Below are 23800 nucleotides of genomic sequence, written 5' to 3' on the forward strand. Positions count from 1 at the left end.
GAGTCATGGTCTACCTCGATCACGCCGCCACCACCCCGATGCATCCAACCGCCATCGAGGCGATGACGGCTGTGCTGGCCACCGTGGGCAACGCGTCGTCGCTGCACACCACCGGGAGGGCTGCGCGCCGGCGCCTCGAGGAATCCCGCGAGCTGATCGCGGCCAAGCTGGGGGCACGCCCCTCGGAGGTGATTTTCACCGCGGGGGGCACCGAGAGCGACAACCTGGCCGTCAAGGGAATGTACTGGGCGCGCCGAGACGCGCAGCCCGCCCGTCGGCGCATCGTCACGACTCGGGTGGAGCACCACGCCGTTTTGGACACGGTGGACTGGCTGGTTGAGCACGAAGGCGCCGAGGTGACCTGGCTGCCCACCGACGCCGATGGCTCGGTGTCGGCCAGCGCGTTGCGCGATGCGCTGGAGAGCCATGACGATGTCGCGTTGGTATCGGTGATGTGGGCCAACAACGAGGTCGGCACGATCATGCCGATCGCCGAACTGGCCGGGGTTGCCGCCGAGTTCGGTGTCCCCATGCACAGTGACGCCGTGCAGGCCGTCGGCCAGATACCGGTGGACTTCGGTGCCTGCGGCCTGGCGGCGATGAGTGTGACGGCACACAAGTTCGGCGGCCCACCCGGAGCCGGGGCGCTGCTGATGCGACGCGACGTCAGTTGTGTGCCGCTGCTGCACGGTGGTGGCCAAGAGCGCGATATCCGGTCCGGCACCCCCGACGTCGCCAGTGCGGTCGGTATAGCGGCGGCGGCGCGGATCGCGGTGGACGGGCTGGAGGCCAACAGTGCGCGGCTGCAGACGTTGCGGGACCGCCTCGTTGCCGGGGTGCTCGCCGAAATCGACGACGTTCGTCTCAATGGTGCCCGCGATCCGCTACGGCTGCCCGGCAACGCGCACTTCACCTTCCGCGGTTGCGAAGGTGATGCGCTGCTGATGCTGCTGGACGCCAACGGAATCGAGTGCTCGACCGGATCCGCCTGCACCGCCGGTGTCGCGCAGCCGTCGCATGTGCTGATCGCGATGGGCGCCGATCCGGCCAGCGCGCGCGGCTCGCTTCGTCTTTCGCTGGGGCACACGACAGTCGAGGCGGACGTCGATGCGGCGCTGCAGGTGCTGCCCGCAGCGGTGGCTCGCGCCCGCTCTGCCGCCGTGGCTGCCGCGGGAGCGGCCTGGTGAAAGTTCTAGCCGCAATGAGCGGAGGCGTCGACTCATCGGTGGCGGCCGCCCGCATGGTCGATGCCGGCCACGACGTCGTCGGCGTGCATCTGGCGCTGTCGACCGCGCCGGGCGCGCTGCGTACCGGCTCCCGGGGTTGTTGCTCCAAAGAGGACGCATCCGACGCGCGCCGGGTCGCCGATGTGCTTGGAATCCCGTTCTATGTATGGGATTTCGCCGAGAGGTTCAAAGAGGATGTGATCGACGACTTCGTGTCCTCCTACGCCCGCGGTGAGACCCCCAACCCCTGTATTCGCTGCAATCAGCGCATCAAGTTCTCGGCGCTGTATGCCAAAGCGTTGGCTCTGGGCTTTGACGTGGTGGTTACCGGCCACTATGCCCGGCTATCCGAGGGGCGGCTGCGCCGCGCTGTGGACCAGGACAAGGACCAGTCCTACGTGCTGGCGGTGCTGACCGCCGAGCAGCTGCGCCACGCGATGTTCCCGATCGGGGACACCCCCAAGCCGCAGATTCGGGAAGAGGCGTCCCGGCGCGGCCTGGCGGTGGCCGACAAGCCGGATAGCCACGACATCTGTTTCATTCCGTCGGGCAACACCCAGACGTTTCTGGGCGAGCGGATAGGGGTTCGTCGCGGCACAGTGGTGGACGCGGCCGGTGCGGTGCTGGCCACCCATGACGGCGTGCACGGTTTCACCATCGGGCAGCGAAAGGGCCTGGGGATCCCCGGGCCGGGGCCCGACGGCCGCCCGCGCTACGTGACGGCGATCGACGCCGAAACCGGCACGGTTCGGGTCGGTGACGTGGCCGATCTGCAGGTGCACGCGCTGACAGGGCGGGCGCCCATCTTCACCGCGGGTACCGCTCCGACGGGCCCGCTCGAGTGTGCGGTTCAAGTGCGTGCGCACGGTGAAACCACCAGTGCGGTAGCCGAATTGGCCGGCGACGAACTGTCGGTGCGGTTACATTCCCCGCTGCGGGGGGTGGCACGGGGGCAGACGCTGGTGTTGTACCGCCCCGATCCGGACGGCGATGAGGTGCTGGGCAGTGCCACCATCACCGCAACCTCGGCGTGCTCGCCGGTGTCCTAGCCCGGCACGTTGGCGGCGATGTTGGTGAGCACGATGTCAGAGACCGAATCCGGGAACCCGCAGAAGGTGACTTCCAGCAGGGCCACCGAAAGCACCCGGTAGTCGCGGCCGCAGTCACCGGGGCGCATGCGCAGCGAGTCGGCGTCGGCTTTCCAGCTGCTGACGAACAACCAGCCGCTGGAACTGTCTGCGCAACTTCCGACGGCGCCCACCAGATCGTCGAAGGCTCGTCGGGCGATGTCGGCGTCCGGATACACCGCCGCGGCTTCGGAGATCAGAGCGCTATCTGGCGGATCTTGGAAGGTGGTCTTGTGGAACCCCGCGATGTCGGGTCCAAAGGTGGTGGTCTCGGAGAAGATGAACCGGCATTCCACCGGCGCGGTCTTTGCCAGGGCATCGATATCCACCGGATAGCTGCCGTCCATCGCCGGAATGATCGTCAGGTCCTCGCCGGCGCCGGTGATCGCGCGCATCCGGGTTTGGTCCAATAGCAGGGCGCCGGCCTGCCGGGCCTCCGGGGCGGACGCACCGAACGCGGGTAGCGCTTCGCCGTCCACCACTCGCGTACACGCCGCTGCCAGGAGCGTGGCGCAACACATCAACAGCGGTCGAATCAGTCTGGCCATCTGCCACCCCTTTGTGCTTGCAACCTACCCCGGCGGTCCGTCGGTAAACACCCCTGGCTGTGTGCCACCGATGTGATGTCGAATACGGTTGGCAAGTGAGTGTTTTCGCAACGGCGACCGGCGTCGGGTCCTGGCCGGGCATCCTTGCGCGGCCGGCCGCCGAGGTCGTCGTTGGCGAGTTGGCGGATGCGCTGGCCTATCTGGTGGAGTTGCCCGCCAGGGGAGTGGGTGCCGACATGCTCGGGCGGGCGGGCGCGCTGCTGGTCGACTTGGCCCTGGACACGGTGCCGCGCGGCTACCGCATTGTGTCGCGGCCCGGCGCGGTGACCCGCAGGGCCATCAGCATGCTCAACGAGGACATGGACGCCCTGGAAGAAGCTTGGGAGACCGCGGGCCTTCGGGGCGGCGGGCGGGTGGTCAAGGTGCAGGCTCCCGGGCCGATCACCCTGGCGGCCGGGGTGGAGTTGAGCAACGGGCATCGGGCCATCACCGACCCCGGGGCCGTGCGTGATCTGGCCGCCTCGCTCGGCGAGGGAGTGGCCGCCCACCGGGCGGAATTGGCGCGCCGTCTCGATACACCGGTGGTGGTGCAGTTCGACGAGCCGACGCTACCGGCGGCCCTGGAGGGGCGGCTGACGGGCGTGACTTCGCTGGCCCCGGTCGCCGCACTCGACGAGGCGGTGGCGCTGGGGCTGCTCGATACCTGCGTCGAGGCCGCCGGCGCCGACGTGGCGCTGCATAGCTGCGCGGCGGCGCTGCCGTGGGATCTTTTGCAGCGCAGTGGTATCAGCGCGGTGTCGGTGGATGTCGCAACACTGCGCGCCGCGGACTTGGACAGCATCGCGGCGTTCATCGACTCGGGCCGTACGGTGGTGCTCGGCGTCGTGCCCGCCAGCGTTCCCGACCGCCGGCCTTCGGCCGAAGAGGTCGCCGCCGACGTGGTCGCGGTGACCGACCGGCTTGGCTTCGGCCGCACGGTGCTGCGCGACCATGTTGGGGTCGCGCCGGGCTGCGGTCTGGCCGGCGCGACGCCGCAATGGGCCCGCACCGCGATCGGCCTCGCCCGCAAGGCCGCCGAAGGCCTGGCTCGAGATCCCGATGCCATCTGAGGGTGCGATGTTCGGGGCCTGTGGCCCTGGCGGAGACCTCACCCTGTTCCGCTGATTGGTGGACATGCGGGTCGACGGGTGTATGCATCCGATTGGCGGACAGACCGCACTCGTTCGCGTGAGTAGGGTTCGGAAATATCCCATACGGAACGGAATGGGTGAGTGATCGATTCGCGAGACAACGGCGATTCTGCGAGCCGAAAGCCATTCCTGATTTTTTTCGCGAGTGTGGGTTAAGCTCGCGCGAAGTCTGTTGGTTCGGGCCATGCAGACCGTGAGTGAAAATCAGGTTATCAACTGCTGATTTCGGTCGTGGGGTCCAGAAGTGACGATATTGCTTGTCAATCCTCCCGGTGCCCGCCGTAATGGGCGCTCCTATTTGAGCGAGCAGAAGCTTGGCGACCCGTGGGTGTATTCCACCATACCGATGGAGCACCTCGGCATGATGTCGATCAAGGCTTACGCCAAGACCCAGGGGATCGAGATTGCCACCGTCAACGGGCTCGTTGCCGGGCACAGTTCGGTACAGGAAACGTGGTCGGCCATCGAGAACGCCGTGCGTTGCAGCGGTAAGCCCCGGCTGGTCGGCTTTTCGTGCATCGACACCCTTCCTGAGGTGCTGTGGCTAGCGCAGCGCGTTCGCGAGACCTGGGACGACGTGCAGATCGCCCTGGGAAATGCGATCGCGACATTGAATTACGAGCGGATTTTGCGCCAGCATGACTGCTTTGACTTCGTGATCGTTGGAGACGCCGAGGTCGGATTCACCAAGCTCGCCAATGCCGTGGCCAATGGCGCTGCGCTTGACGACGTTCCCGGGTTGGCCCGCCGGGACGATCGCGGGCAGATCATCTGCTCGCCGTCGCGCCTGATCGACCTCGACGAGCTGCCCCGTCCGGCCCGCGACGAGTTGCCGAGCGTTCTTGCCGATGGCTTTTCCGCCGCGGTCTTTTCGACCCGTGGCTGCCCCTACCGCTGCACGTTCTGCGGCACCGGAGCCATGTCGGCGATGCTCGGGCGCAACAGCTACCGGGCCAAGTCGGTTGACGCGGTGGTCGACGAGATCGCGTACCTGAAATCCGATTTCGACATTGGCTTTCTCTGCATCACCGACGACCTGTTCATCTCCAAGCATCCCAGCTCGCAACAACGCGCGGCCGAGTTTGCTGACGCCATGATCAACAGCGGCGTTGACGTCAAGTTCATGATGGATATCCGCCTGGACTCCGTGGTGGATCTAGAACTGTTCAAACACCTGCACAAAGCGGGTTTGCGCCGGGTTTTCGTCGGCTTGGAAACCGGTTCTTATGATCAACTCCGCGCGTACCGCAAACAGATCATCAATCGCGGACAAGATGCCGCCGACACGATCAACGCACTGCAGCAGGTGGGCGTTGACGTAATACCGGGCACCATCATGTTTCATCCCACGGTGCAGCCGGACGAATTGCGCGAGACCGCGCGGCTGCTACGGGCCACAAAATTCATCTCCACCTATAAGTTCATGGGCAAGATCACCCCGTATCCGGGAACACCCCAGGGAACGCCGGAGCCCTGGGGAACACCCCTATGCCAGGAGTATTCGGATCTGGGCTATCTACGCGAGGAATGGCCGCTGGGTGAATGGGACTTCGTGGACCCGGAGGCCGCGCGTGTTTATGCCGATGTCTGTTCGCTCATCGCGCCACGCCCGGACCTGCCCTACGACGAGGCCGAGAAGTTCTTCCTGGCGCGCCTTGACGAATGGGACGACGTCATCGCCGCGCGAATTGAGCAAACGGCAGCCGACGGCACCGGCACACTCGAGCCGCCCGGCGGCCCTCAGACGCCGGAACTGCTGTCGTTGACCTGACAATCCCGGGCCTTGCGGGCTGATTGGCGCGCCAACCGAGCCGGGGCCGACTGGAATCGAGCGGGTCAGGACTGAGAACCCACGGGCAGTCCGATAGCTGCCCGAGGACCCCGCCACCCCACGTCCGCGGATCGGCAACTACGTATTGTGGCTGCGTTGCGCCTGATAATCGAGATGTCGGCGGTCCGGGTGGACGTCGCAAGGCCGTGTGCGGCGAGGCCGCACGCACGGATGGGAAGGGGGATGGGGCGCCGGGTCCGCCGCGCGGACGTCGTGCCCCTGATCGCCAATGACTCCTGAGGTGTTGCGGCAGTGGCAGGAACTGGCCGAGCAGGTGCGTGAACACCAGTTTCGCTACTACGTGCGCGACGCGCCGGTGATCACCGACGCGGAATTCGACGAATTGCTGCGCCGGCTGGAGGCGCTCGAAGAACAGTATCCCGAGCTACGCACACCCGATTCTCCCACTCAGCTGGTCGGTGGCGCCGGTTTCGCGACCGAGTTCGAACCCGTCGAGCATCTGGAAAGAATGCTCAGCCTCGACAACGCGTTCAACACCGAGGAACTCACCGCCTGGGCCGGCCGCATCCACGCCGATGTCGGCGACAATGCGGCCTATTTGTGTGAGCTCAAGATTGACGGCGTGGCGCTGTCGCTGGTGTACGAAGGGGGGCGGCTGACCCGGGCCTCCACCCGGGGCGACGGCCGCACCGGCGAAGATGTCACGCTCAATGCCCGCACCATCGAGGACGTTCCGGAACGGCTTTCCCACAGCGAGGACCACCGCATGCCCGAGGTGCTCGAGGTCCGCGGTGAGGTGTTCTTTCGGGTGGCTGATTTCCAGGCGCTCAACGCGAGCTTGGTCGAGGAGGGCAAGGCACCGTTCGCCAACCCCCGCAACAGCGCGGCCGGGTCGTTGCGGCAAAAGGACCCGGCGGTCACGGCCCGGCGCAGATTGCGGATGATCTGCCATGGGCTGGGCCACACCGAAGGCTTTCGCCCGGCGACGCTGCACCAGGCCTACCTGGCGTTGCAGGCCTGGGGGCTGCCGGTTTCTCAGCACACCACGCTGGTCGCCGACCTGGCCGGGGTACAGGAGCGCATCGACTACTGGGGCGAGCATCGCCACGAGGTCGACCACGAAATCGACGGCGTGGTGGTCAAAGTCGACGATGTCGCCCTGCAGCGGCGGCTCGGTTCCACCTCACGGGCACCGCGCTGGGCGATCGCGTACAAGTACCCGCCCGAGGAAGCCCAGACCAAGCTGCTCGATATTCGGGTCAACGTCGGCCGAACCGGGCGAGTTACGCCGTTTGCGTTCATGACGCCGGTGAAGGTCGCGGGCTCGACGGTGGCACAAGCCACCTTGCACAACGCGTCGGAGGTCAAGCGCAAGGGCGTGCTGATCGGCGACACGGTGGTGATCCGCAAGGCCGGTGACGTGATCCCCGAAGTGTTGGGTCCGGTGGTCGACCTCCGTGATGGGTCCGAACGCGAATTCGTCATGCCCACAACGTGTCCGGAGTGCGGCGCGCCGCTGGCTCCGGAGAAGGAGGGCGACGCCGACATCCGCTGTCCGAATACCCGCAGCTGTCCGGGGCAGTTGCGGGAGCGGGTTTTTCATGTCTCCAGCCGCAATGCCCTCGACATCGAGATGCTGGGCTATGAGGCTGGCGCCGCGCTGCTTTCGGCGCGGGTGATCGGCGATGAAGGCGACCTGTTCGGGCTCACCGAGGAAGAGCTGCTTCGCACCGACCTGTTCCGCACCAAGGCCGGTGACTTGTCCGCCAACGGCCGGCGGCTACTGGCCAATCTGGACAAGGCGAAGGCGGCGCCACTATGGCGCGTGCTGGTGGCGTTGTCCATCCGCCATGTCGGACCGACAGCGGCACGCGCACTGGCCACCGAGTTCGGCAGCATCGATGCGATCGTCGCCGCGACCACCGAACAGTTGGCCGCCGTTGAGGGAGTGGGACCGACGATCGCCTCCGCCGTTTCGGAGTGGTTCACCGTCGACTGGCACCGCGAGATCGTCGAGAAGTGGCGGGCCGCCGGTGTGCGGATGGCCGATGAGCGCGACGACAGTGTGCCGCGCACACTGGCCGGGGTAACCGTGGTGGTCACCGGCTCGTTGCCCGGATTCTCACGGGACGAGGCCAAGGAGGCGATCGTGACCCGTGGCGGCAAAGCCGCCGGTTCGGTATCGAAAAAGACCTCCTACGTCGTCGCCGGTGACGCACCCGGCTCGAAGTACGACAAGGCGGTCGAACTCGGCGTGCCCATCCTCGACGAAGATGGGTTTCGAAAGTTGTTGGAGCAGGGCCCCCCGGCCGAAGTGGGGGAGCCGACCTAGCGGTCGCAACCCCCGACGACCGGGCCGCGACGATTGTGGCTACCACCGGCGAGTTCTATCGTGGGCGCTATGACGCAGACTGCCGACCGGTCCGCGCAGGTATCACCGTGGTCGCCGCGTGAGGCGGAGTTGCTCGCGGTGACGTTGCAGTTGCTGCAAGAACATGGCTACGACCGGTTGACGATAGACGCCGTTGCCAACACCGCCCGGGCCAGCAAAGCCACCGTGTACCGGCGCTGGCCGTCGAAGGCCGAATTGGTGCTGGCGGCATTCATCGAGGGGGTGCGACAGGTCGCCGTCGCGCCGAATACCGGCTCGCTGCGCGACGATCTAGTGAAGATCGGCGAGGGCATTTGCGGCCAGGCCCACCAACAAGCCAGCACCATCCGCGCGGTGCTCGTCGAGGTGTCGCGGCACCCCGCGCTCAGTGACGCGCTGCAGCGTCAATTCGTGGATCAGCGCAAGGCGTTGATCCAGCAAGTGCTGCAACAGGCGGTCGACCGGGGGGAGATCACCCAGGCGGCCATCACCGACGAACTCTGGGACCTGTTGCCCGGCTATCTCATCTTCCGGTCCATCATCCCCAACCGGCCGCCGACCCCTCACACGGTGCAGCTTCTGGTTGACGACTTCATCATGCCCGGCCTGACCCAAGCCACCGGGTGACCGTTGAGCCCCGGCGAGATCGGCGCGCGCCAGGAGGATACAGGCACGTTTCTTGTGCAGTACGGTCCAGTACCGTACTGTCATAGCAGTCAAACTCACTTGAAGTGCACCGCCACCCGGGCACGGGTGCTTCGGCCCCTCGTCGAAAGGCCAACGAGTGAAGGAGATTTCAATGGAAGCCCTCGTCAGAAGGGGGTGGATGATGATTGTCGCGGTGGCCGTCGTCGTGATCGCGGGATTTGCGATCTATCGTTTGCACGGGATTTTCGGGTCGCACAACAACGCTTCGGGTGCCAACGGCATCTCGAATGAAATCGTCCCCTTCAACCCCAAACAGGTAGTTCTGGATGTGTTCGGCGCCCCGGGGGCCGTGGCGACCATCAACTACCTCGACGTGAACGCTCAACCCCAGCAAGTCGCGGACGCGCCGCTGCCCTGGTCCTTCACCATCACCACCACGGAGCCGGCGGTTCTGGGCAACGTGGTGGCGCAGGGCAACGGCGGCACCATTGGCTGCCGGATCACGGTCAACGGTGAAGTCAAGGACGAGCGGATCGTCAACACCCCCGATGCCTACACCTTCTGTCTGGACAAGTCCGGATGAGTGACCAGCAGCCCACGCCGCCTCGCATCCCGCACGCGATCTGCCGGCTCGCGGTGCCCATCGTGCTGCTGTGGCTGGCCCTTGCCGCGATAACCAACGCTTCGGTGCCACAGCTGGAGGACGTCGGCAAGACCCACAACGTGGCGATGAATTCCCCCGATGCGCCGTCCTTGCAGGCGACCAAGCGAATCGGCAAGGTGTTCGGTGAGTTCGACTCCGACAGCTCGGCCATGGTGGTGCTCGAAGGCGACAATCCGCTCGGCGCCGACGCCCACAAGTTCTACGACATCCTGATTCACAAGCTCGAACAAGACACCAAGCACGTCGAGCATGTACAAGACTTCTGGGGCCGACACGCTCACCGCGGCGGGCGCGCAGAGCGCCGACGGCAAGGCCGCCTACGTGCAGGTCTACCTGACGGGAAACCTCGGTTCGGCGCAGGCCAACGAGTCGGTGGACGCGGTCCGTGACATCGTCGAGCACACCCAGGCGCCGCCGGGTATCAAGGCATATGTCACCGGCCCCGCGCCCCTGATCGCGGATCAGTTCGAGGTGGGCAGCAAGGGGACCGCCAAGGTCACCACGATCACCGTCGGGGTGATCGTGGTGATGCTGTTCTTCGTTTACCGCTCCGTCCTCACCACGCTGCTGGTGCTGCTCACCGTGCTCATCGAGATGGCCGCCGCCCGCGGCATCGTCGCCGTGCTGGGAAATGCCGGAATCATCGGGCTCTCAACCTACGCAACGAATCTGCTCACGCTGCTGGTCATCGCCGCCGGAACCGACTACGCGATCTTCGTGGTCGGCCGCTATCAGGAGGCCCGCTCTGCCGGCGAGGAACGAGATACCGCGTTCTACACGATGTTTCGCGGTACCGCCCACGTCGTCCTGGGCTCGGGCCTGACCGTTGCCGGTGCCGTGGCATGTCTGAGCTTCACCCGGTTGCCCTATTTCCACAGCCTGGGTATCCCAGCCGCACTGGGCATTCTGGTTGCGCTGCTGGCCGCGCTGACCCTGGGGCCTGCGGTGCTGACGCTGGGCTCGGCGGTGGGCGTCTTCGAGCCCAAACGCGCGATGCGAACCCGCGGCTGGCGGCGGATCGGCACCGCGATCGTCCGGTGGCCCGGCCCCGTTCTGGTGGTGGCATGCGCGTTGGCGCTGGTGGGTCTGCTGGCCCTGCCGGGATACAAGACCAGCTATGACACGCGCCCCTACATGCCCTCCAGCGCCGCGGCCAACGTCGGATACGCGGCCGCCGAGCGGCACTTTTCCCGCTCCCGGTTGGAGCCCGAGCTGCTGATGATCGAAACCGATCACGACCTACGCAACCCGGCCGACATGCTCATCCTGGACCGGGTGGCCAAGGCGGTTTTTCATGTACCCGGCATCGCCCAGGTGCAGTCGATCACCCGGCCGTTGGGCACCCCGCTTGATCACAGTTCGCTGGCGTTTCAGATGAGCGCGCAAAGCGCCAATCAGATCGAAAACCTCACCTACCAAAGAGATCGCGCGAACGACTTGCTCAAGCAGGCCGGCGAACTATCGACCACGATCGACCTGCTGAACAAGCAATACGCCCTGCAGCAGGAACTCGCGGCCACGACGCACGGCGAGGCCGAGAACTTCCACGACACCATCGCGACGATGAAAGAGCTGCGCGACAAGATCGCGAATTTTGACGACTTCTTCCGGCCGATACGCAGCTACTTCTATTGGGAGAAGCATTGCTATGACATCCCGGTCTGCTTTGCGCTGCGGTCGATCTATGACGCGCTCGACGGGATCGACCAGCTCACATCGAAATTCGAGGACCTCACGGCGACCCTGGACCGGCTCGACGCGCTGCAGCCCAAACTGGTGGGCTTGATCCCACCCCAGATCGCCAGCCAGGAGACCAATCGCGAACTGCTGATGGCGAACTACGCGACCCTGTCGGGCATCTATGCGCAGACGGCGGCAGCGATCGAAAACGCCACGGCACTGGGCCGGGCTTTCGATATGGCCAAGAACGACGACACCTTCTACCTGCCGCCCGAGGTCTTCAACAATCCCGACTTCAAACGCGGTCTGAAGCTTTTCCTTTCGCCTGACGGCAAGGCGGCCCGCATGATCATCACCCACGAAGGTGATCCCGCCACCCCCGAGGGCATCTCGCACATCGACCCGATCAAGAAGGCCGCCCACGAAGCCGTCAAGGGCACCCCGTTGGCCGGGGCGCAGTTTTTCCTCGGCGGCACCGCGGCCACCTACTACGACATCCAAGACGGCGCCAAGTACGACCTGATGATCGCCGGGATCGCGGCGCTGAGCCTGATCTTGCTGATCATGATGTTTCTCACCCGAAGCCTGGTTGCCGCGCTGGTCATCGTAGGCACGGTTGCGCTGTCACTGGGGGCCTCATTCGGCCTGTCGGTGCTGGTGTGGGAGTACCTCTTTGGCATCAGGCTGTATTGGGTGGTGCTTGCCCTGGCCGTGATCCTGCTCTTGGCCGTGGGATCCGACTACAACCTGCTACTCATCTCACGGTTCAAAGAGGAGATCGGTGCCGGACTCAAGACCGGGATCATCCGTGCCATGGCGGGCTCCGGCTCGGTGGTCACCTCGGCCGGCCTGGTGTTCGCCGTCACCATGTGCGCCTTCGTGTTCAGCGGTTTTCAGGTGCTCGGTCAGATAGGAACCACCATCGGTCTTGGCCTGTTGTTCGACACCCTGATCGTGCGCTCGTTCATGACACCGTCGGTCGCCACGCTGCTTGGGCGCTGGTTCTGGTGGCCGTTGCGGGTGCGCCCCCGTCCGGCCAGCCAGATGCTGCGCCCCTACGGTCCACGGACGGCCGTTCGTCAACTGCTGCTATGGGAAGACGACGACCCGGTGGTTGCCAAAGAATCGCACTAGCCGCGCCGCGCTAGCGCAGCATGGTGGCCACGATCCCGGCCAGATAGCCCAGCCGAGCCACCTCCGAGGGCCGAAATTCCGGGCCGGGCCGCCCCAGCACCACCGCAGTGTGCTGGTCGCCCAGCGGCGCGGCCACCATCCTGGTGTCCATATCGCGCCAGACCTTTGGCACCCACTCGGCGCTTCCGTCCAGCGGTTTGGCTTGCTCGATCGGAAGCCACGGTGCCGAAGCGGCACGCGTCTCCGGGGCGCCCGGGCTTCCGGCCAACCGCTGCAACTCGCCCTCGACGCTGCGCAGCACCGTGCACCAGCTGACCCGCAGCACTCGGGGCGCCTCGTTGGCCAGAACCTGCAGCCGGGACGTGTTGTCCCGCGCCGTGGCGACGTGGTCAAGAAGCTCCAGCTCACGGTGGGCTTCCAAGAGGCCGGTATGCGGACGCACGCTGTCCACTCGGACGCCGTTGAGGGATTCCGCGGCGGTGATCAATGCGTCCGGCATGGCGCCCGGAGCAAGCTCGACGACCAGATCATCGATTGCATATCCACAGCCGCGCTCGACGACGTCGAGCGACAAGATGTCAGCACCTACCGAACCGAGTGCGACCGCCAGCGACCCCAGGCTGCCTGGACGGTCCAGCAGTTCGATGCGCAACAGATACGAAGGCACGCGCATCACTGTTGCACAGCGATGCGCGTGGGGCATTTCGGCAGGAGACGATCGGGCCGCATCACGGCCGCCTCGAACTGCTCGGGAGACGGGCATCGCGTCGCATTCGGTGACGGGCGTGAAACCGGCCCGACGGGCGCGGTTAGGCTTTTCGCTCGTGTCCCAGATCTCCCGCGACGAGGTGGCCCACTTGGCCCGGCTTGCCCGTCTGGCGTTGACCGAAGATGAGCTTGACAGCTTCGCTGGTCAACTCGACGCCATCCTGACGCACGTCAGCCAGATCCAGGCCGTCGACGTCACCGGCGTCGAAGCCACCGATAATCCGCTCAAAGACGTCAACGTGATGCGCGCAGACCAGACGGCGCCGTGTCTGACGCAGGAAGAGGCGCTGGCCGAGGCGCCCGCAGCGGTTGACGGCCGCTTCGCCGTTCCGCAGATTCTGGGGGATAGCGAATGACCGACCTCATCCGATCCGATGCCGCCACGCTGGCCGCCAAGATTGCCGCAAAAGAGGTGTCCGCGACCGAGCTGACTCAGGCCTGCCTGGACCAGATCGAGGCGACCGATGACAGGTACCACGCCTTCCTGCACATCGGGGCGCACGAGGCGCTGTCTGCGGCGGCGGCCGTCGATACCGCCCTGGCCGCGGGGGAGCGGCTGCCGTCGGCGCTGGCCGGGGTGCCGCTGGCGCTCAAAGACGTGTTCACCACCGTCGACATGCCCACCACCTGCGGGTCCAAGATCCTCGAAGGCTGGCGCTCCCCGTACGACGCCACGCTCACCCTGCGGCTCCGCGCGGCCGGAATCCCGATTCTGGGCAAGACCAACATGGACGAGTTCGCGATGGGCTCCTCGACGGAGAACTCCGCCTATGGCCCGACCCGCAACCCATGGAACCTCGACCGGGTACCCGGCGGCTCCGGCGGTGGTAGCGCCGCGGCCTTGGCCGCCTACCAGGCTCCACTGGCCATCGGCTCGGACACCGGCGGGTCGATCCGCCAGCCGGCCGCGCTGACCGCGACCGTCGGTGTCAAACCCACCTACGGCACCGTTTCCCGATACGGGCTGGTGGCCTGTGCCTCCTCCCTGGATCAAGGGGGGCCGTGCGCGCGCACCGTGCTGGACACCGCCATGCTGCACCAGGTGATCGCCGGTCACGACGCCAAGGACTCCACCTCTTTGGAAACCGAGATACCCGATGTGGTCGGCGCGGCCAAGGCCGGCGCGTCCGGTGACCTGCGCGGCGTGCGCATCGGGGTGGTCAAGCAGCTGCGGGGCGACGGCTACCAGCCCGGAGTGCTGGCCTCGTTCGAGGCCGCGGTAGCGCAGCTGACCGCGCTTGGCGCCGAGGTGAGCGAGGTCGACTGCCCGCACTTCGACCATGCGCTGGCCGCCTACTACCTCATCCTGCCGTCGGAAGTGTCGAGCAACCTGGCGCGCTTCGACGCGATGCGCTACGGGCTTCGGATCGGCGATGACGGGACCCACAGCGCCGAAGAGGTGATGGCCATGACGCGGGCCGCCGGGTTCGGGCCCGAGGTCAAACGCCGCATCATGATCGGCGCGTACGCGTTGTCGGCGGGCTACTACGACGCCTACTACAACCAGGCGCAGAAGGTTCGCACCCTGATCGCACGCGATCTGGACGAGGCCTATCAATCAGTCGACGTGTTGGTTTCGCCGGCGACCCCGACCACCGCGTTTCCGCTCGGGGAGAAGGTCGACGATCCGCTGGCGATGTACCTGTTCGACCTGTGCACGCTGCCGCTGAACCTGGCGGGGCACTGCGGCATGTCGGTGCCGTCGGGATTGTCTCCGGATGACGGGCTGCCGGTGGGGCTGCAGATCATGGCGCCGGCGTTGGCCGACGACCGGCTCTACCGGGTGGGCGCGGCCTACGAGGCCGCCCGAGGCCCGCTACCCAGCGCCATCTGATTCCGCGCGAGCAGACACAGAATCGCGCCAATCCAGCCTATTTCGGCCGATTTTGCGTCTGCTCGCGCCAACGGTCGCCGCCCCAGGCAAGATGAAGGGATGCGGATTGGAGTACTCACGGGAGGCGGCGACTGTCCAGGGCTGAATGCGGTGATCCGGGCGGTGGTGCGCACTTGCGACGCCCGGTACGGCTCATCGGTGGTCGGATTTCAGGACGGCTGGCGCGGGTTGCTGGAGAACCGGCGGCTGCAGTTGCGCAACGACGACCGCAACGACCGGCTGCTGGCCAAGGGCGGAACGATGCTCGGCACCGCCCGCGTACACCCCGACAAACTGCGGGCCGGGTTGCCCCAGATCAAACAGACGTTAGACGACAACGGCATTGACGTGCTCATCCCGATCGGCGGCGAAGGCACGCTGACCGCCGCGCACTGGCTGTCCGAAGAGAACGTTCCGGTGGTCGGCGTGCCCAAGACGATCGACAACGACATCGACTGCACCGATGTGACTTTCGGCCACGACACGGCCTTGATGGTGGCAACCGAGGCCATCGACAGGCTGCACAGCACCGCGGAATCCCACCAGCGGGTGATGCTGGTCGAGGTGATGGGTAGGCATGCGGGCTGGATCGCGCTGAACTCCGGGCTGGCATCTGGCGCACACATGACGCTCATCCCTGAGCAGCCCTTCGACATCGAAGAGGTGTGCCGTCTGGTCAAACAGCGCTTCCAGCGAGGCGATTCGCACTTCATCTGTGTGGTCGCCGAGGGCGCCAAGCCCGTTTCGGGCTCGATGCAGTTGCGCGAGGGCGGACTCGACGAATTCGGTCACGAACGATTCACCGGCGTCGCCGCTCAGCTCGGCTGGGAAGTGGAAAAGCGCATCAACAAGGATGTCCGGGTGACCGTGCTGGGCCACGTGCAACGGGGCGGACAGCCGACGGCCTACGACCGGGTGCTGGCCACCCGGTTCGGCGTCAATGCCGCTGACGCCGCACATGCGGGCGAATACGGCCAGATGGTGTCGCTGCGCGGTCAGGACATCGGCCGTGTACCCCTGGCCGACGCCGTTCGGCAGCTCAAGCTGGTACCGCAGAGCCGCTACGACGACGCCGCTGAGTTCTTCGGCTGAGGCCGGCCCGCTTCGCCCGGCTTCGCCGGTTTCGCGACCACCACGGGGCTTGTCGGTGGTGGCCCGCTTCGCCCGGCTTCGCCGGTTTCGCAACCACCACGGGGCTTGTCGGTGGTGGCCCGCTTCGCCCGGCTTCGCCGGTTTCGCAACCACCACTAGGATCGAACGACATGACGGTCACTAGCGCTGAGCTGCTCGATTACGACGAGGTCATTGCACGCTTCGATCCGGTGCTAGGCCTCGAGGTACACGTGGAGCTGTCCACCGCGACGAAGATGTTCTGCGGCTGCGTGACCACGTTCGGCGCCGAGCCCAACACGCAAGTTTGCCCGGTCTGCCTGGGTCTGCCCGGATCGTTGCCGGTGCTCAACCGGGTCGCTGTCGAGTCGACGATTCGCATCGGGTTGGCGCTCAACTGCGAGATCGTTCCCTGGTGCCGCTTCGCGCGGAAGAACTACTTCTACCCGGACATGCCCAAGAACTACCAGATTTCGCAGTACGACGAGCCGATCGCCATCAACGGCTACCTTGAAGCGCCGCTCGAAGACGGCAGCACCTGGCGGGTAGAGATCGAACGTGCCCACATGGAAGAGGACACCGGCAAACTCACCCACCTCGGCAGCGAGACGGGCCGTATCCACGGAGCGACGACCTCGCTCATCGACTACAACCGCGCCGGTGTGCCGCTCATCGAAATCGTCACCAAGCCCATCGAAGGTGCCGGTGCCCGGGCGCCACAGGTCGCGCGGGCCTATGTGACGGCGTTGCGAGACCTATTGCGGGCATTGGACGTATCCGACGTGAGAATGGATCAGGGTTCGATGCGCTGCGATGCGAACGTGTCGCTAAAGCCTTCAGGCGCAGCGAAATTCGGTACTCGGACCGAGACCAAGAATGTCAACTCGCTCAAGAGCGTTGAAGTTGCCGTCCGCTACGAAATGCAGCGCCAAGCTGCCGTCCTGGAGGCCGGTGGGCAAATCACCCAGGAGACGCGGCACTTTCACGAGGCCGGCTACACGAGCCCGGGACGGGTCAAGGAGACGGCGGAGGACTATCGGTACTTCCCCGAGCCCGACCTGGAGCCCGTCGCACCCAGCCGCGAATTGGTGGAGCAATTGCGCCACACCATTCCGGAATTGCCGTGGTTGAGCCGCAAGCGAATTCAGCAAGAGTGGGGCATCTCCGACGAGGTGATGCGCGATCTGGTCAATGCCGGCGCGGTGGACCTGGTGGCCGCGACCATTGCGCATGGCGCTTCGAGCAAGGAGGCGCGCTCGTGGTGGGGCAACTTCCTTGTGCAAAAGGCCAATGAGGCCGGCATCGGCCTGGACGAATTGGCCATCACCCCGGCTCAGGTCGCGGCCGTCGTGGCATTGGTGGAAGCGGGCAAGTTGTCCAACAAACTGGCCCGCGAGGTCGTGGAGGGCGTGCTGGCCGGGGAAGGTGAGCCCGACCAGGTGATGTCCGCCCGTGGCCTGGAACTGGTCCGCGACGATTCGTTGACCCAGGCGGCGGTTGATGAGGCCCTGGCCGCCAATCCGGAAGTGGCGGAAAAGATTCGCGCCGGCAAGGTCGCGGCCGCCGGCGCGATCGTCGGGGCGGTGATGAAGGCCACCCGCGGCCAGGCCGATGCGGCTCGGGTGCGGGAGTTGGTGCTGGTGGCCTGCGGCCAGGCCTAGCTTCGCTGAGTGTTCGCTGACCAATCGTGAGAAAGAGTGTCACAACCGGCGTTGTGCATCCATGATGTTGATGTGGTCGGTGAACCGTTCGAAGACATGATGGCGATGCTGGACGCGCCGGTGTTTGTGGTGACAACCCAGGCCGACGCGGTCCCGTCGGGTTGCCTGGTCAGTTTTGCCACCCAGACCAGCGTGCAGCCACCAAGTTTCATGATCGGGATGCCCACCACCAGCCGCATGGTGGAGCCGGCGAGCCGCTCCGACTGTGTCGCGGTGCACGTGCTGGCCCGTCGTCACCAGGCCCTGGCCGAACTCTTCGGCAGCCAAGCGGGCGAGGAGGCTGACAAATTCGAACGTTGCTCGTGGCGCGCCGGTCCCTACGGCATGCCGATTCTCGACGATGCGGCCGCGTGGTTCGTCGGCAAGATCTTGAGCCGCAGCGACGTTGGCGACCACGTGGCCTACCTGCTGGAGCCGATTGCTGTCTGGGCTCCCGATGCCCCGGAAGAACTGCTCTACCTGTCCGACCTCGATATTGAGGACTTCGAACCCGGCCAGGAGGAGCCGACCCGGTTCCACAAACCCGCTGAGGTGACGCGCCGATACGGCGTGCGATTCACCCTCGACTATCCCTAGTCGCGCCCTAGTAGGGGCCCGATCGTCAGGTCTTGTCGTCGTTGTTGCGGGGGAATCCGCCGCCCTGCGGGAACAGCGGAAACACCACGTCATCAAGCTTCTCGGCATCGCCGGCGGTCCTGTTGACCGTGGCGCCCCAGACGTTGCCGTCCGGTGACATGCGCAATGCCCAGGCATGTGCGTGCGTGTCTTTGCGCACCACATCCGGCTCACCGGTGACCGCCCCGGTCGACGCCGCGAGCCGGACCGCCACCGTCAGCTTGGTTTCAATCAGGTTGACCAGCACGGTCCCGTCCATCGCCGCGCACCCGGCCACGCCGGGTTTGTCCGGCCAGGTCCACACCGTGGAAACCTCTGAGTTCTTGGTAATGCGCTGCAACCGATCCGCGGTCGGCGTGCGATCGGCGATGTAGAGCGAGCCGTCGACGGGGTCGATGCACATGCCGCCCCCCGAGCCGACGCCGGCCAGCGCCGTGGTGGGCGGGGCTTGCCCGATCGTGGTGGGCTGCTCGATCCGCAGCACCTTGCCCGCCAGCGAATTGGGATCGGCGGCCATCTCTGGGCTACCCGCGTCTCCGGTCATGACGACCAGCGTGGTGGGGCTGGTGAAGATCAACGCGCCGGTATTGCCGGTGGGGCCCTTGGGGATACCGGTCAGGATGTCCTTGGGGACATCGCCGTCGGCGATGCGGATCACCCGGTTATCGGTGGGCGTGCTGATGTAGGCGTACATCAACCGGTCCTGCGAATAGGTCGGCGAGAGCACGATATCCATCAAGCCGCCATCGCCGGCCGGGTCGACCGGGATGACCACCTTCACCTTGGGTTCTGCGCTGACCGACACCTCCTTGACGGCGCCGGTGGTGCGCTCGGCCACCAGTGCGGACTTGCTGTCCAAGCCCATGATCAAGCCGCTGGTGCTGTCCAGGCAGCCCTGCATCACTCCGGGGGCCGGGCATTCCTTGGGGAATGGTGTCGGAGGCAGCGGCGGCGGGGGAGGAGGCGTCGAACTCGGCTGAGGCCGCAGTTCGGGGTTGGTGGTGAACGGCTGGGATTGGGCGTCGTTGAACCGCGCGCAGCCGCTCGATACCAACGTCACCGCGCACAACGCAGCGAGCGCGTACCGAATCGACCGCCGTATCCGCATGACCGACAGGCTACGGACATTGTCTGCGGCGCCGCCACCGGCCGCCACCGTGCGTCGTCGAGGCGGTTGTGCTCGCAGGCCCACCGCACTGGTTTGGATGACCGCGGTCCCTCGGCTGAGGGCCGATTTGAGGGTACCGGCGGACCCGTCGGGTACGAAGTGCGGATTTAACAGGCGAAAGCGCCGCTCAAATCCCCAATTCAGGTCTAGTTGCCCTTACCCTGGCACGAGTGACCAGTTCGAATGACTCACGTTGGCAACGACCGGACGATTCCCCTGGACCGATCCCGGGACGCCCCGTCACGGCGAGCCTGGTCGACCCCGAAGACGACTTGACCCCTGCGAAGTACTCGAGTGACTTTGGCAGCGCCGGAACCACCACCGTCATCCCGCCATACGACCCGACCAACTCCGGAGCTGTGCCTTCGGGATACAACCTGATGGACGCGCAGGAACCGTTGCCCTACGTCCAGCCCCAGCCGGGCGCGCGCCACATCCCGGCGACGCCCGCAGCTCTGGACATGGACGAGGACGACGAGCGGATACGCGCCGCCAGCCGGCGCGGGACCCAAAACTTCGGCCTTCTGATCCTGCGGGTTGGGCTGGGGGCGGTGCTGATCGCGCATGGATTGCAGAAGTTGTTCGGCTGGTGGGGCGGCTCCGGGGTGACCGCGTTCAAGAACTCGCTCTCAGATGTGGGCTTTCAGCATGCCGACATCCTGGCCTACGTAGGCGCCGGCGGCGAGATCGTCGTGGGAGTGCTGCTGGTTCTGGGCCTGTTCACGCCGCTGGCCGGGGCGGGCGCACTGGCCTTCCTGATCAACGGCACGCTCGCCAACGTTTCGGCGCGGCCGCATTCACAGTTCTCCTACTTCCTGCCCGACGGCCATGAGTACCAGATCACCCTGGTTGTGATGGCCGTCGCCGTCATCCTGAGCGGTCCCGGCCGCTATGGCCTCGACGCGGGCCGCGGCTGGGCGCACCGGCCGTTCATCGGGTCCTTCGTCGCCCTGCTAACGGGCATCGCCGCCGGTATCGCGATATGGGTGTTGCTCAACGGGGTGAATCCAGTCGCCTGAGCCCGGTCTCACCGGTACGGATTGGGGACGCGCCCTGAGCTGGCTTCGGTCAGCTGCGGCAGAGTCGCGAAGGTGACCGCGGGCAACCGCAGTTCACCGCCATTTCTGAGTTGGGCCCGCGCCCAGGAATCGCGGTTAAACCGCAAACCTTCGATGTCATCCCAGGCCACGGTGGTACTGCCCAGCAATGTCCGCGCGGTCACCCCGTTCTCGTCGGCGACCGTCCGCAGCCGGATGATCAGCGCCGAAACCAGCACCGGGAGAAGGAGCAGCGGAGCGCTTGGCGGCCAGGCCAGCACCGGTATCAGCAGACCCAGCGTCGCAAAGCCAACCGCAAGGTGCGCAATGGGCGACACCCTGATCACCACCGCCGTTTGAGTAGTCACCCTCGTATCATTCCATCGCCGCGCAATCGGGTCCGTCTGGCCATGTCGGGGCGGTGGCGCCGGTGCGGACCGGCGCCGAAGCCGACGGTGAGCACCAGCTCGAGGCCTCGGATTTGACGGTTGAGCTGTGCGAAGGCTACCGTCAGACGCTATGGATACCGCCGGAACCCCCGGAAAGCTTGTAGTACTTGGTCGGCGCGTTGTTGCCTGACTAGGTCAATCGAGCACCAACGCGCAACCCTCGTGCAGCAGGTGAGCTGACGGGGGTTTTTTGTTGCCTAACCAACGAGACTTCGACAGCGAAGCGGGACAAAGGACTAGAAGGACAGTGAGCGCACCGACCAAGCGACACTCCCCGACATCAGAGCCGCAGCCGCGCGGCGTGGCAGCTGGCGTGAACTCTTCGCCGGTTCACTCGAAACATGTTGCACCGGAGCAGCTTACCGGCGCCCAGTCGGTCATCCGGTCGCTGGAAGAACTCGACGTCGAGATCATCTTCGGGATTCCCGGCGGTGCCGTCCTGCCGGTGTATGACCCGCTGTTCGACTCGCAGAAGCTACGTCACGTGCTGGTCCGTCACGAACAGGGCGCCGGTCACGCGGCCAGCGGCTACGCGCATGCCACCGGCAAGGTCGGGGTGTGCATGGCGACCTCGGGCCCGGGCGCGACGAACCTGGTGACTCCGCTGGCCGACGCCCAGATGGACTCGATCCCGGTGGTCGCCATCACCGGTCAGGTTGGCCGCGGGTTGATCGGCACCGACGCCTTCCAGGAAGCCGACATCTCTGGCATCACGATGCCGATCACCAAGCACAACTTCTTGGTTCGCACCGGTGACGACATCCCTCGGGTGCTGGCCGAGGCCTTCCACATCGCGGCCTCGGGGCGCCCCGGCGCCGTGCTGGTCGACATCCCCAAGGACGTGTTGCAGGCCCAGTGCACGTTCAGCTGGCCGCCGCAGATGGATCTGCCGGGTTACAAGCCGAACACCAAGCCGCACAACCGGCAGATCCGTGAGGCCGCCAAGCTGATCGGGGCCGCGCGCAAGCCCGTGCTGTACGTGGGCGGCGGCGTCATTCGTGGCGAGGCGACCGAGCAGCTGGCCGAGTTGGCCGAACTGACCGGCATTCCGGTGGTCACCACCCTGATGGCGCGTGGCGCGTTTCCTGACAGCCACCGCCAGAACATGGGCATGCCGGGCATGCACGGCACGGTGGCCGCGGTGGCGGCCCTGCAGCGCAGCGACCTGCTGATCGCCCTGGGCACCCGCTTCGACGACCGGGTCACCGGAAAGCTCGACTCCTTCGCCCCCGAGGCCAAGGTGATCCACGCCGACATCGACCCTGCCGAGATCGGCAAGAACCGCAACGCCGATGTTCCGATCGTGGGTGACGTTCAGGCCGTTATCACCGAGCTGATCGCGATGCTGCGCCACTACGACATTCCGGGCAACATCGAGATGTCCGAATGGCTGGCGTACCTGGAGGGTGTGCGGGCGACGTATCCGCTGAGCTACGGACCTCAAAGTGACGGCAGCCTGGGCCCGGAATACGTGATCGAGAAGCTGGGCGAGATCGCCGGCCCCGACGCCATCTATGTCGCCGGAGTCGGGCAGCACCAGATGTGGGCGGCACAGTTCATCAAGTACGAGAAGCCGCGCACCTGGCTCAACTCCGGCGGGCTGGGCACGATGGGCTTCGCCATCCCGGCGGCCATGGGTGCCAAGATCGCGCTGCCCGACACCGAGGTCTGGGCGATCGACGGCGACGGATGCTTCCAGATGACCAATCAGGAACTGGCCACCTGCGCGATCGAGGGCATCCCGATCAAGGTCGCACTGATCAACAACGGCAACCTGGGCATGGTGCGGCAGTGGCAGAATCTGTTCTACGAGGAGCGCTACTCACAAACCGACCTCGCCACCCACTCACACCGCATCCCAGACTTCGTCAAGCTGGCCGAGGCCCTGGGCTGTGTGGGATTGCGTTGCGAGCGAGAAGAAGATGTCGCCGACGTGATCAACCAGGCCAGGGAGATCAGTGACCGGCCAGTGGTCATCGACTTCATCGTCGGTGCCGATGCGCAGGTCTGGCCGATGGTTGCCGCCGGAACCAGCAACGACGAGATCCAGGCGGCCCGCGGCATCCGCCCGCTGTTCGACGACGAGAGCGAAGGGCACGCCTGATGAGCACGAAGACTCACACCTTGTCGGTGCTGGTCGAAGACAAGCCCGGTGTGTTGGCGCGCGTCGCGGCGCTGTTCTCGCGGCGTGGTTTCAACATCGAGTCGTTGGCTGTGGGTGCTACCGAGCAGAAGGACATGTCGCGGATGACCATCGTGGTCTCCGCCGAGGCGACTCCGCTCGAGCAGATCACCAAGCAGCTCAACAAGTTGATCAACGTCATCAAGATCATCGAGCAGGATGACGACCACTCGGTGGCCCGGGAACTGGCGCTGATCAAGGTTCGGGCGGATGCGGGCACCCGCAGTCAGGTGATTGAAGCGGTAAATCTGTTCCGTGGCAAGATCATTGACGTATCGCCGGAATCGCTGACCATCGAGGCCACTGGCGACCGCGGCAAGCTGGAAGCGTTGCTTCGAGTACTGGAGCCGTTCGGCATCCGCGAAATCGCCCAGTCCGGAATGGTGGCGTTGTCCCGCGGTCCGCGCGGCATCGGCACCGCCGCCAAGTAAATTCGTACGTTTCGAAAAGACAAGTAAGAAGGAGATATTCACGTGGCAGACGTGTCATCCCAGGCA

General features: G+C 65.8%; 19 protein-coding genes and 1 pseudogene. 16 read left to right on the forward strand and 4 right to left on the reverse strand.

The window, feature by feature from the left end; all coding sequences use genetic code 11:
- Positions 1-5: 5 nt before the first annotated feature.
- Both MMSP_RS09790 and mnmA read left to right on the forward strand, forming a co-directional pair.
- Positions 6-1187: a cysteine desulfurase family protein gene (locus MMSP_RS09790; RefSeq protein WP_011740002.1), complete on the forward strand. Its 1182-nt coding sequence runs from the start codon at positions 6-8 to the stop codon at positions 1185-1187.
- Positions 1184-2275 carry a tRNA 2-thiouridine(34) synthase MnmA gene (gene mnmA, locus MMSP_RS09795; protein ID WP_084472550.1) on the forward strand — a complete coding sequence of 364 codons (1092 nt, stop codon included), beginning with the start codon at positions 1184-1186 and terminating at the stop codon, positions 2273-2275. Before MMSP_RS09790 ends, mnmA begins: the two co-directional genes overlap by 4 nt.
- Here the strand turns inward: mnmA and MMSP_RS09800 are convergent.
- A complete protein-coding gene (locus MMSP_RS09800) occupies positions 2272-2901 on the reverse strand; it encodes a sensor domain-containing protein (protein ID WP_011740004.1) in 630 nt (209 codons plus the stop codon). The two genes, mnmA and MMSP_RS09800, sit on opposite strands and share 4 nt — an antisense overlap.
- 95 nt (positions 2902-2996) lie before the next feature.
- Here MMSP_RS09800 and MMSP_RS09805 point away from each other — a divergent pair, with 95 nt between their 5' ends.
- The 6 genes and pseudogenes from MMSP_RS09805 (at position 2997) to MMSP_RS09830 (ending at position 12380) form a co-directional block, all read left to right on the forward strand.
- Positions 2997-4010 (forward strand): hypothetical protein, encoded by a 1014-nt coding sequence (locus tag MMSP_RS09805; protein ID WP_015355111.1) that lies wholly within the window; start codon positions 2997-2999, stop codon positions 4008-4010.
- Between the two features lie 325 nt (positions 4011-4335).
- On the forward strand, positions 4336-5862 hold the full coding sequence (locus MMSP_RS09810; RefSeq protein WP_200861943.1) for a radical SAM protein: 1527 nt from the start codon (positions 4336-4338) through the stop codon (positions 5860-5862).
- Between the two features lie 289 nt (positions 5863-6151).
- Positions 6152-8215: an NAD-dependent DNA ligase LigA gene (ligA, locus tag MMSP_RS09815; RefSeq protein WP_020786493.1), complete on the forward strand. Its 2064-nt coding sequence runs from the start codon at positions 6152-6154 to the stop codon at positions 8213-8215.
- Positions 8216-8272: 57 nt separating this feature from the next.
- A complete protein-coding gene (locus MMSP_RS09820; protein ID WP_085979884.1) occupies positions 8273-8881 on the forward strand; it encodes a TetR/AcrR family transcriptional regulator in 609 nt (202 codons plus the stop codon).
- A gap of 172 nt (positions 8882-9053) precedes the next feature.
- Positions 9054-9485 carry an MmpS family transport accessory protein gene (locus MMSP_RS09825; protein WP_015355114.1) on the forward strand — a complete coding sequence of 144 codons (432 nt, stop codon included), beginning with the start codon at positions 9054-9056 and terminating at the stop codon, positions 9483-9485.
- A pseudogene (locus MMSP_RS09830) lies at positions 9482-12380 on the forward strand (RND family transporter). The gene MMSP_RS09825 and the pseudogene MMSP_RS09830 overlap by 4 nt, the downstream one beginning before the upstream one ends.
- Positions 12381-12390: 10 nt before the next feature.
- Here the strand turns inward: MMSP_RS09830 and MMSP_RS09835 are convergent.
- Positions 12391-13047, reverse strand: a complete 657-nt coding sequence (locus MMSP_RS09835; protein ID WP_020786497.1) for a hypothetical protein — start codon at positions 13045-13047, stop codon at positions 12391-12393.
- Positions 13048-13204: 157 nt separating this feature from the next.
- Between MMSP_RS09835 and gatC the strand changes: the two genes are divergently transcribed.
- The 5 genes from gatC (at position 13205) to MMSP_RS09860 (ending at position 18428) form a co-directional block, all read left to right on the forward strand.
- Positions 13205-13504, forward strand: a complete 300-nt coding sequence (gene gatC, locus MMSP_RS09840) for an Asp-tRNA(Asn)/Glu-tRNA(Gln) amidotransferase subunit GatC (RefSeq protein ID WP_011740011.1) — start codon at positions 13205-13207, stop codon at positions 13502-13504.
- Positions 13501-14982 (forward strand): Asp-tRNA(Asn)/Glu-tRNA(Gln) amidotransferase subunit GatA, encoded by a 1482-nt coding sequence (gene gatA / locus MMSP_RS09845; RefSeq protein WP_012393519.1) that lies wholly within the window; start codon positions 13501-13503, stop codon positions 14980-14982. Before gatC ends, gatA begins: the two co-directional genes overlap by 4 nt.
- A gap of 99 nt (positions 14983-15081) precedes the next feature.
- Positions 15082-16113, forward strand: a complete 1032-nt coding sequence (locus MMSP_RS09850; RefSeq protein ID WP_011740013.1) for an ATP-dependent 6-phosphofructokinase — start codon at positions 15082-15084, stop codon at positions 16111-16113.
- 170 nt (positions 16114-16283) lie between these two features.
- Positions 16284-17792, forward strand: a complete 1509-nt coding sequence (gatB, locus tag MMSP_RS09855) for an Asp-tRNA(Asn)/Glu-tRNA(Gln) amidotransferase subunit GatB (protein ID WP_015355117.1) — start codon at positions 16284-16286, stop codon at positions 17790-17792.
- Positions 17793-17828: 36 nt separating this feature from the next.
- Positions 17829-18428 carry a flavin reductase family protein gene (locus tag MMSP_RS09860; protein ID WP_012393521.1) on the forward strand — a complete coding sequence of 200 codons (600 nt, stop codon included), beginning with the start codon at positions 17829-17831 and terminating at the stop codon, positions 18426-18428.
- 25 nt (positions 18429-18453) lie between these two features.
- Here the strand turns inward: MMSP_RS09860 and MMSP_RS09865 are convergent, their stop codons facing one another.
- Positions 18454-19575: a sorbosone dehydrogenase family protein gene (locus MMSP_RS09865; protein ID WP_012393522.1), complete on the reverse strand. Its 1122-nt coding sequence runs from the start codon at positions 19573-19575 to the stop codon at positions 18454-18456.
- A gap of 230 nt (positions 19576-19805) precedes the next feature.
- Between MMSP_RS09865 and MMSP_RS09870 the strand changes: the two genes are divergently transcribed.
- Positions 19806-20654: a DoxX family protein gene (locus MMSP_RS09870; RefSeq protein ID WP_012393523.1), complete on the forward strand. Its 849-nt coding sequence runs from the start codon at positions 19806-19808 to the stop codon at positions 20652-20654.
- Positions 20655-20662: 8 nt separating this feature from the next.
- Here the strand turns inward: MMSP_RS09870 and MMSP_RS09875 are convergent, their stop codons facing one another.
- On the reverse strand, positions 20663-21022 hold the full coding sequence (locus tag MMSP_RS09875) for a PH domain-containing protein (protein WP_369797349.1): 360 nt from the start codon (positions 21020-21022) through the stop codon (positions 20663-20665).
- A gap of 346 nt (positions 21023-21368) precedes the next feature.
- On the opposite strand from MMSP_RS09875, the gene MMSP_RS09880 reads away from it, so the two are divergent.
- The gene (locus MMSP_RS09880) at positions 21369-23225 is read left to right on the forward strand and encodes an acetolactate synthase large subunit (protein ID WP_012393526.1); all 1857 of its coding nucleotides are present in this window, start codon (positions 21369-21371) and stop codon (positions 23223-23225) included.
- Positions 23225-23734, forward strand: a complete 510-nt coding sequence (gene ilvN, locus MMSP_RS09885; RefSeq protein ID WP_011740020.1) for an acetolactate synthase small subunit — start codon at positions 23225-23227, stop codon at positions 23732-23734. The genes MMSP_RS09880 and ilvN overlap by 1 nt, the downstream gene beginning before the upstream one ends.
- Positions 23735-23800: the final 66 nt, after the last annotated feature.

Origin of the sequence: Mycobacterium sp. 012931 (genome assembly GCF_000419295.1) — a bacterium.
Classification (GTDB): domain Bacteria; phylum Actinomycetota; class Actinomycetes; order Mycobacteriales; family Mycobacteriaceae; genus Mycobacterium; species Mycobacterium marinum.

Excerpts from the sequence above, each read along its gene's own strand:
- MMSP_RS09790 (WP_011740002.1), top strand. The coding sequence starts at position 6 with ATGGTCTACCTCGATCACGCCGCCACCACCCCGATGCATCCAACCGCC.
- MMSP_RS09800 (WP_011740004.1), bottom strand. The coding sequence starts at position 2,901 with ATGGCCAGACTGATTCGACCGCTGTTGATGTGTTGCGCCACGCTCCTG.
- ligA (WP_020786493.1), top strand. The coding sequence starts at position 6,152 with ATGACTCCTGAGGTGTTGCGGCAGTGGCAGGAACTGGCCGAGCAGGTG.
- MMSP_RS09825 (WP_015355114.1), top strand. The coding sequence starts at position 9,054 with ATGGAAGCCCTCGTCAGAAGGGGGTGGATGATGATTGTCGCGGTGGCC.
- gatA (WP_012393519.1), top strand. The coding sequence starts at position 13,501 with ATGACCGACCTCATCCGATCCGATGCCGCCACGCTGGCCGCCAAGATT.
- MMSP_RS09850 (WP_011740013.1), top strand. The coding sequence starts at position 15,082 with ATGCGGATTGGAGTACTCACGGGAGGCGGCGACTGTCCAGGGCTGAAT.
- gatB (WP_015355117.1), top strand. The coding sequence starts at position 16,284 with ATGACGGTCACTAGCGCTGAGCTGCTCGATTACGACGAGGTCATTGCA.
- MMSP_RS09865 (WP_012393522.1), bottom strand. The coding sequence starts at position 19,575 with ATGCGGATACGGCGGTCGATTCGGTACGCGCTCGCTGCGTTGTGCGCG.
- ilvN (WP_011740020.1), top strand. The coding sequence starts at position 23,225 with ATGAGCACGAAGACTCACACCTTGTCGGTGCTGGTCGAAGACAAGCCC.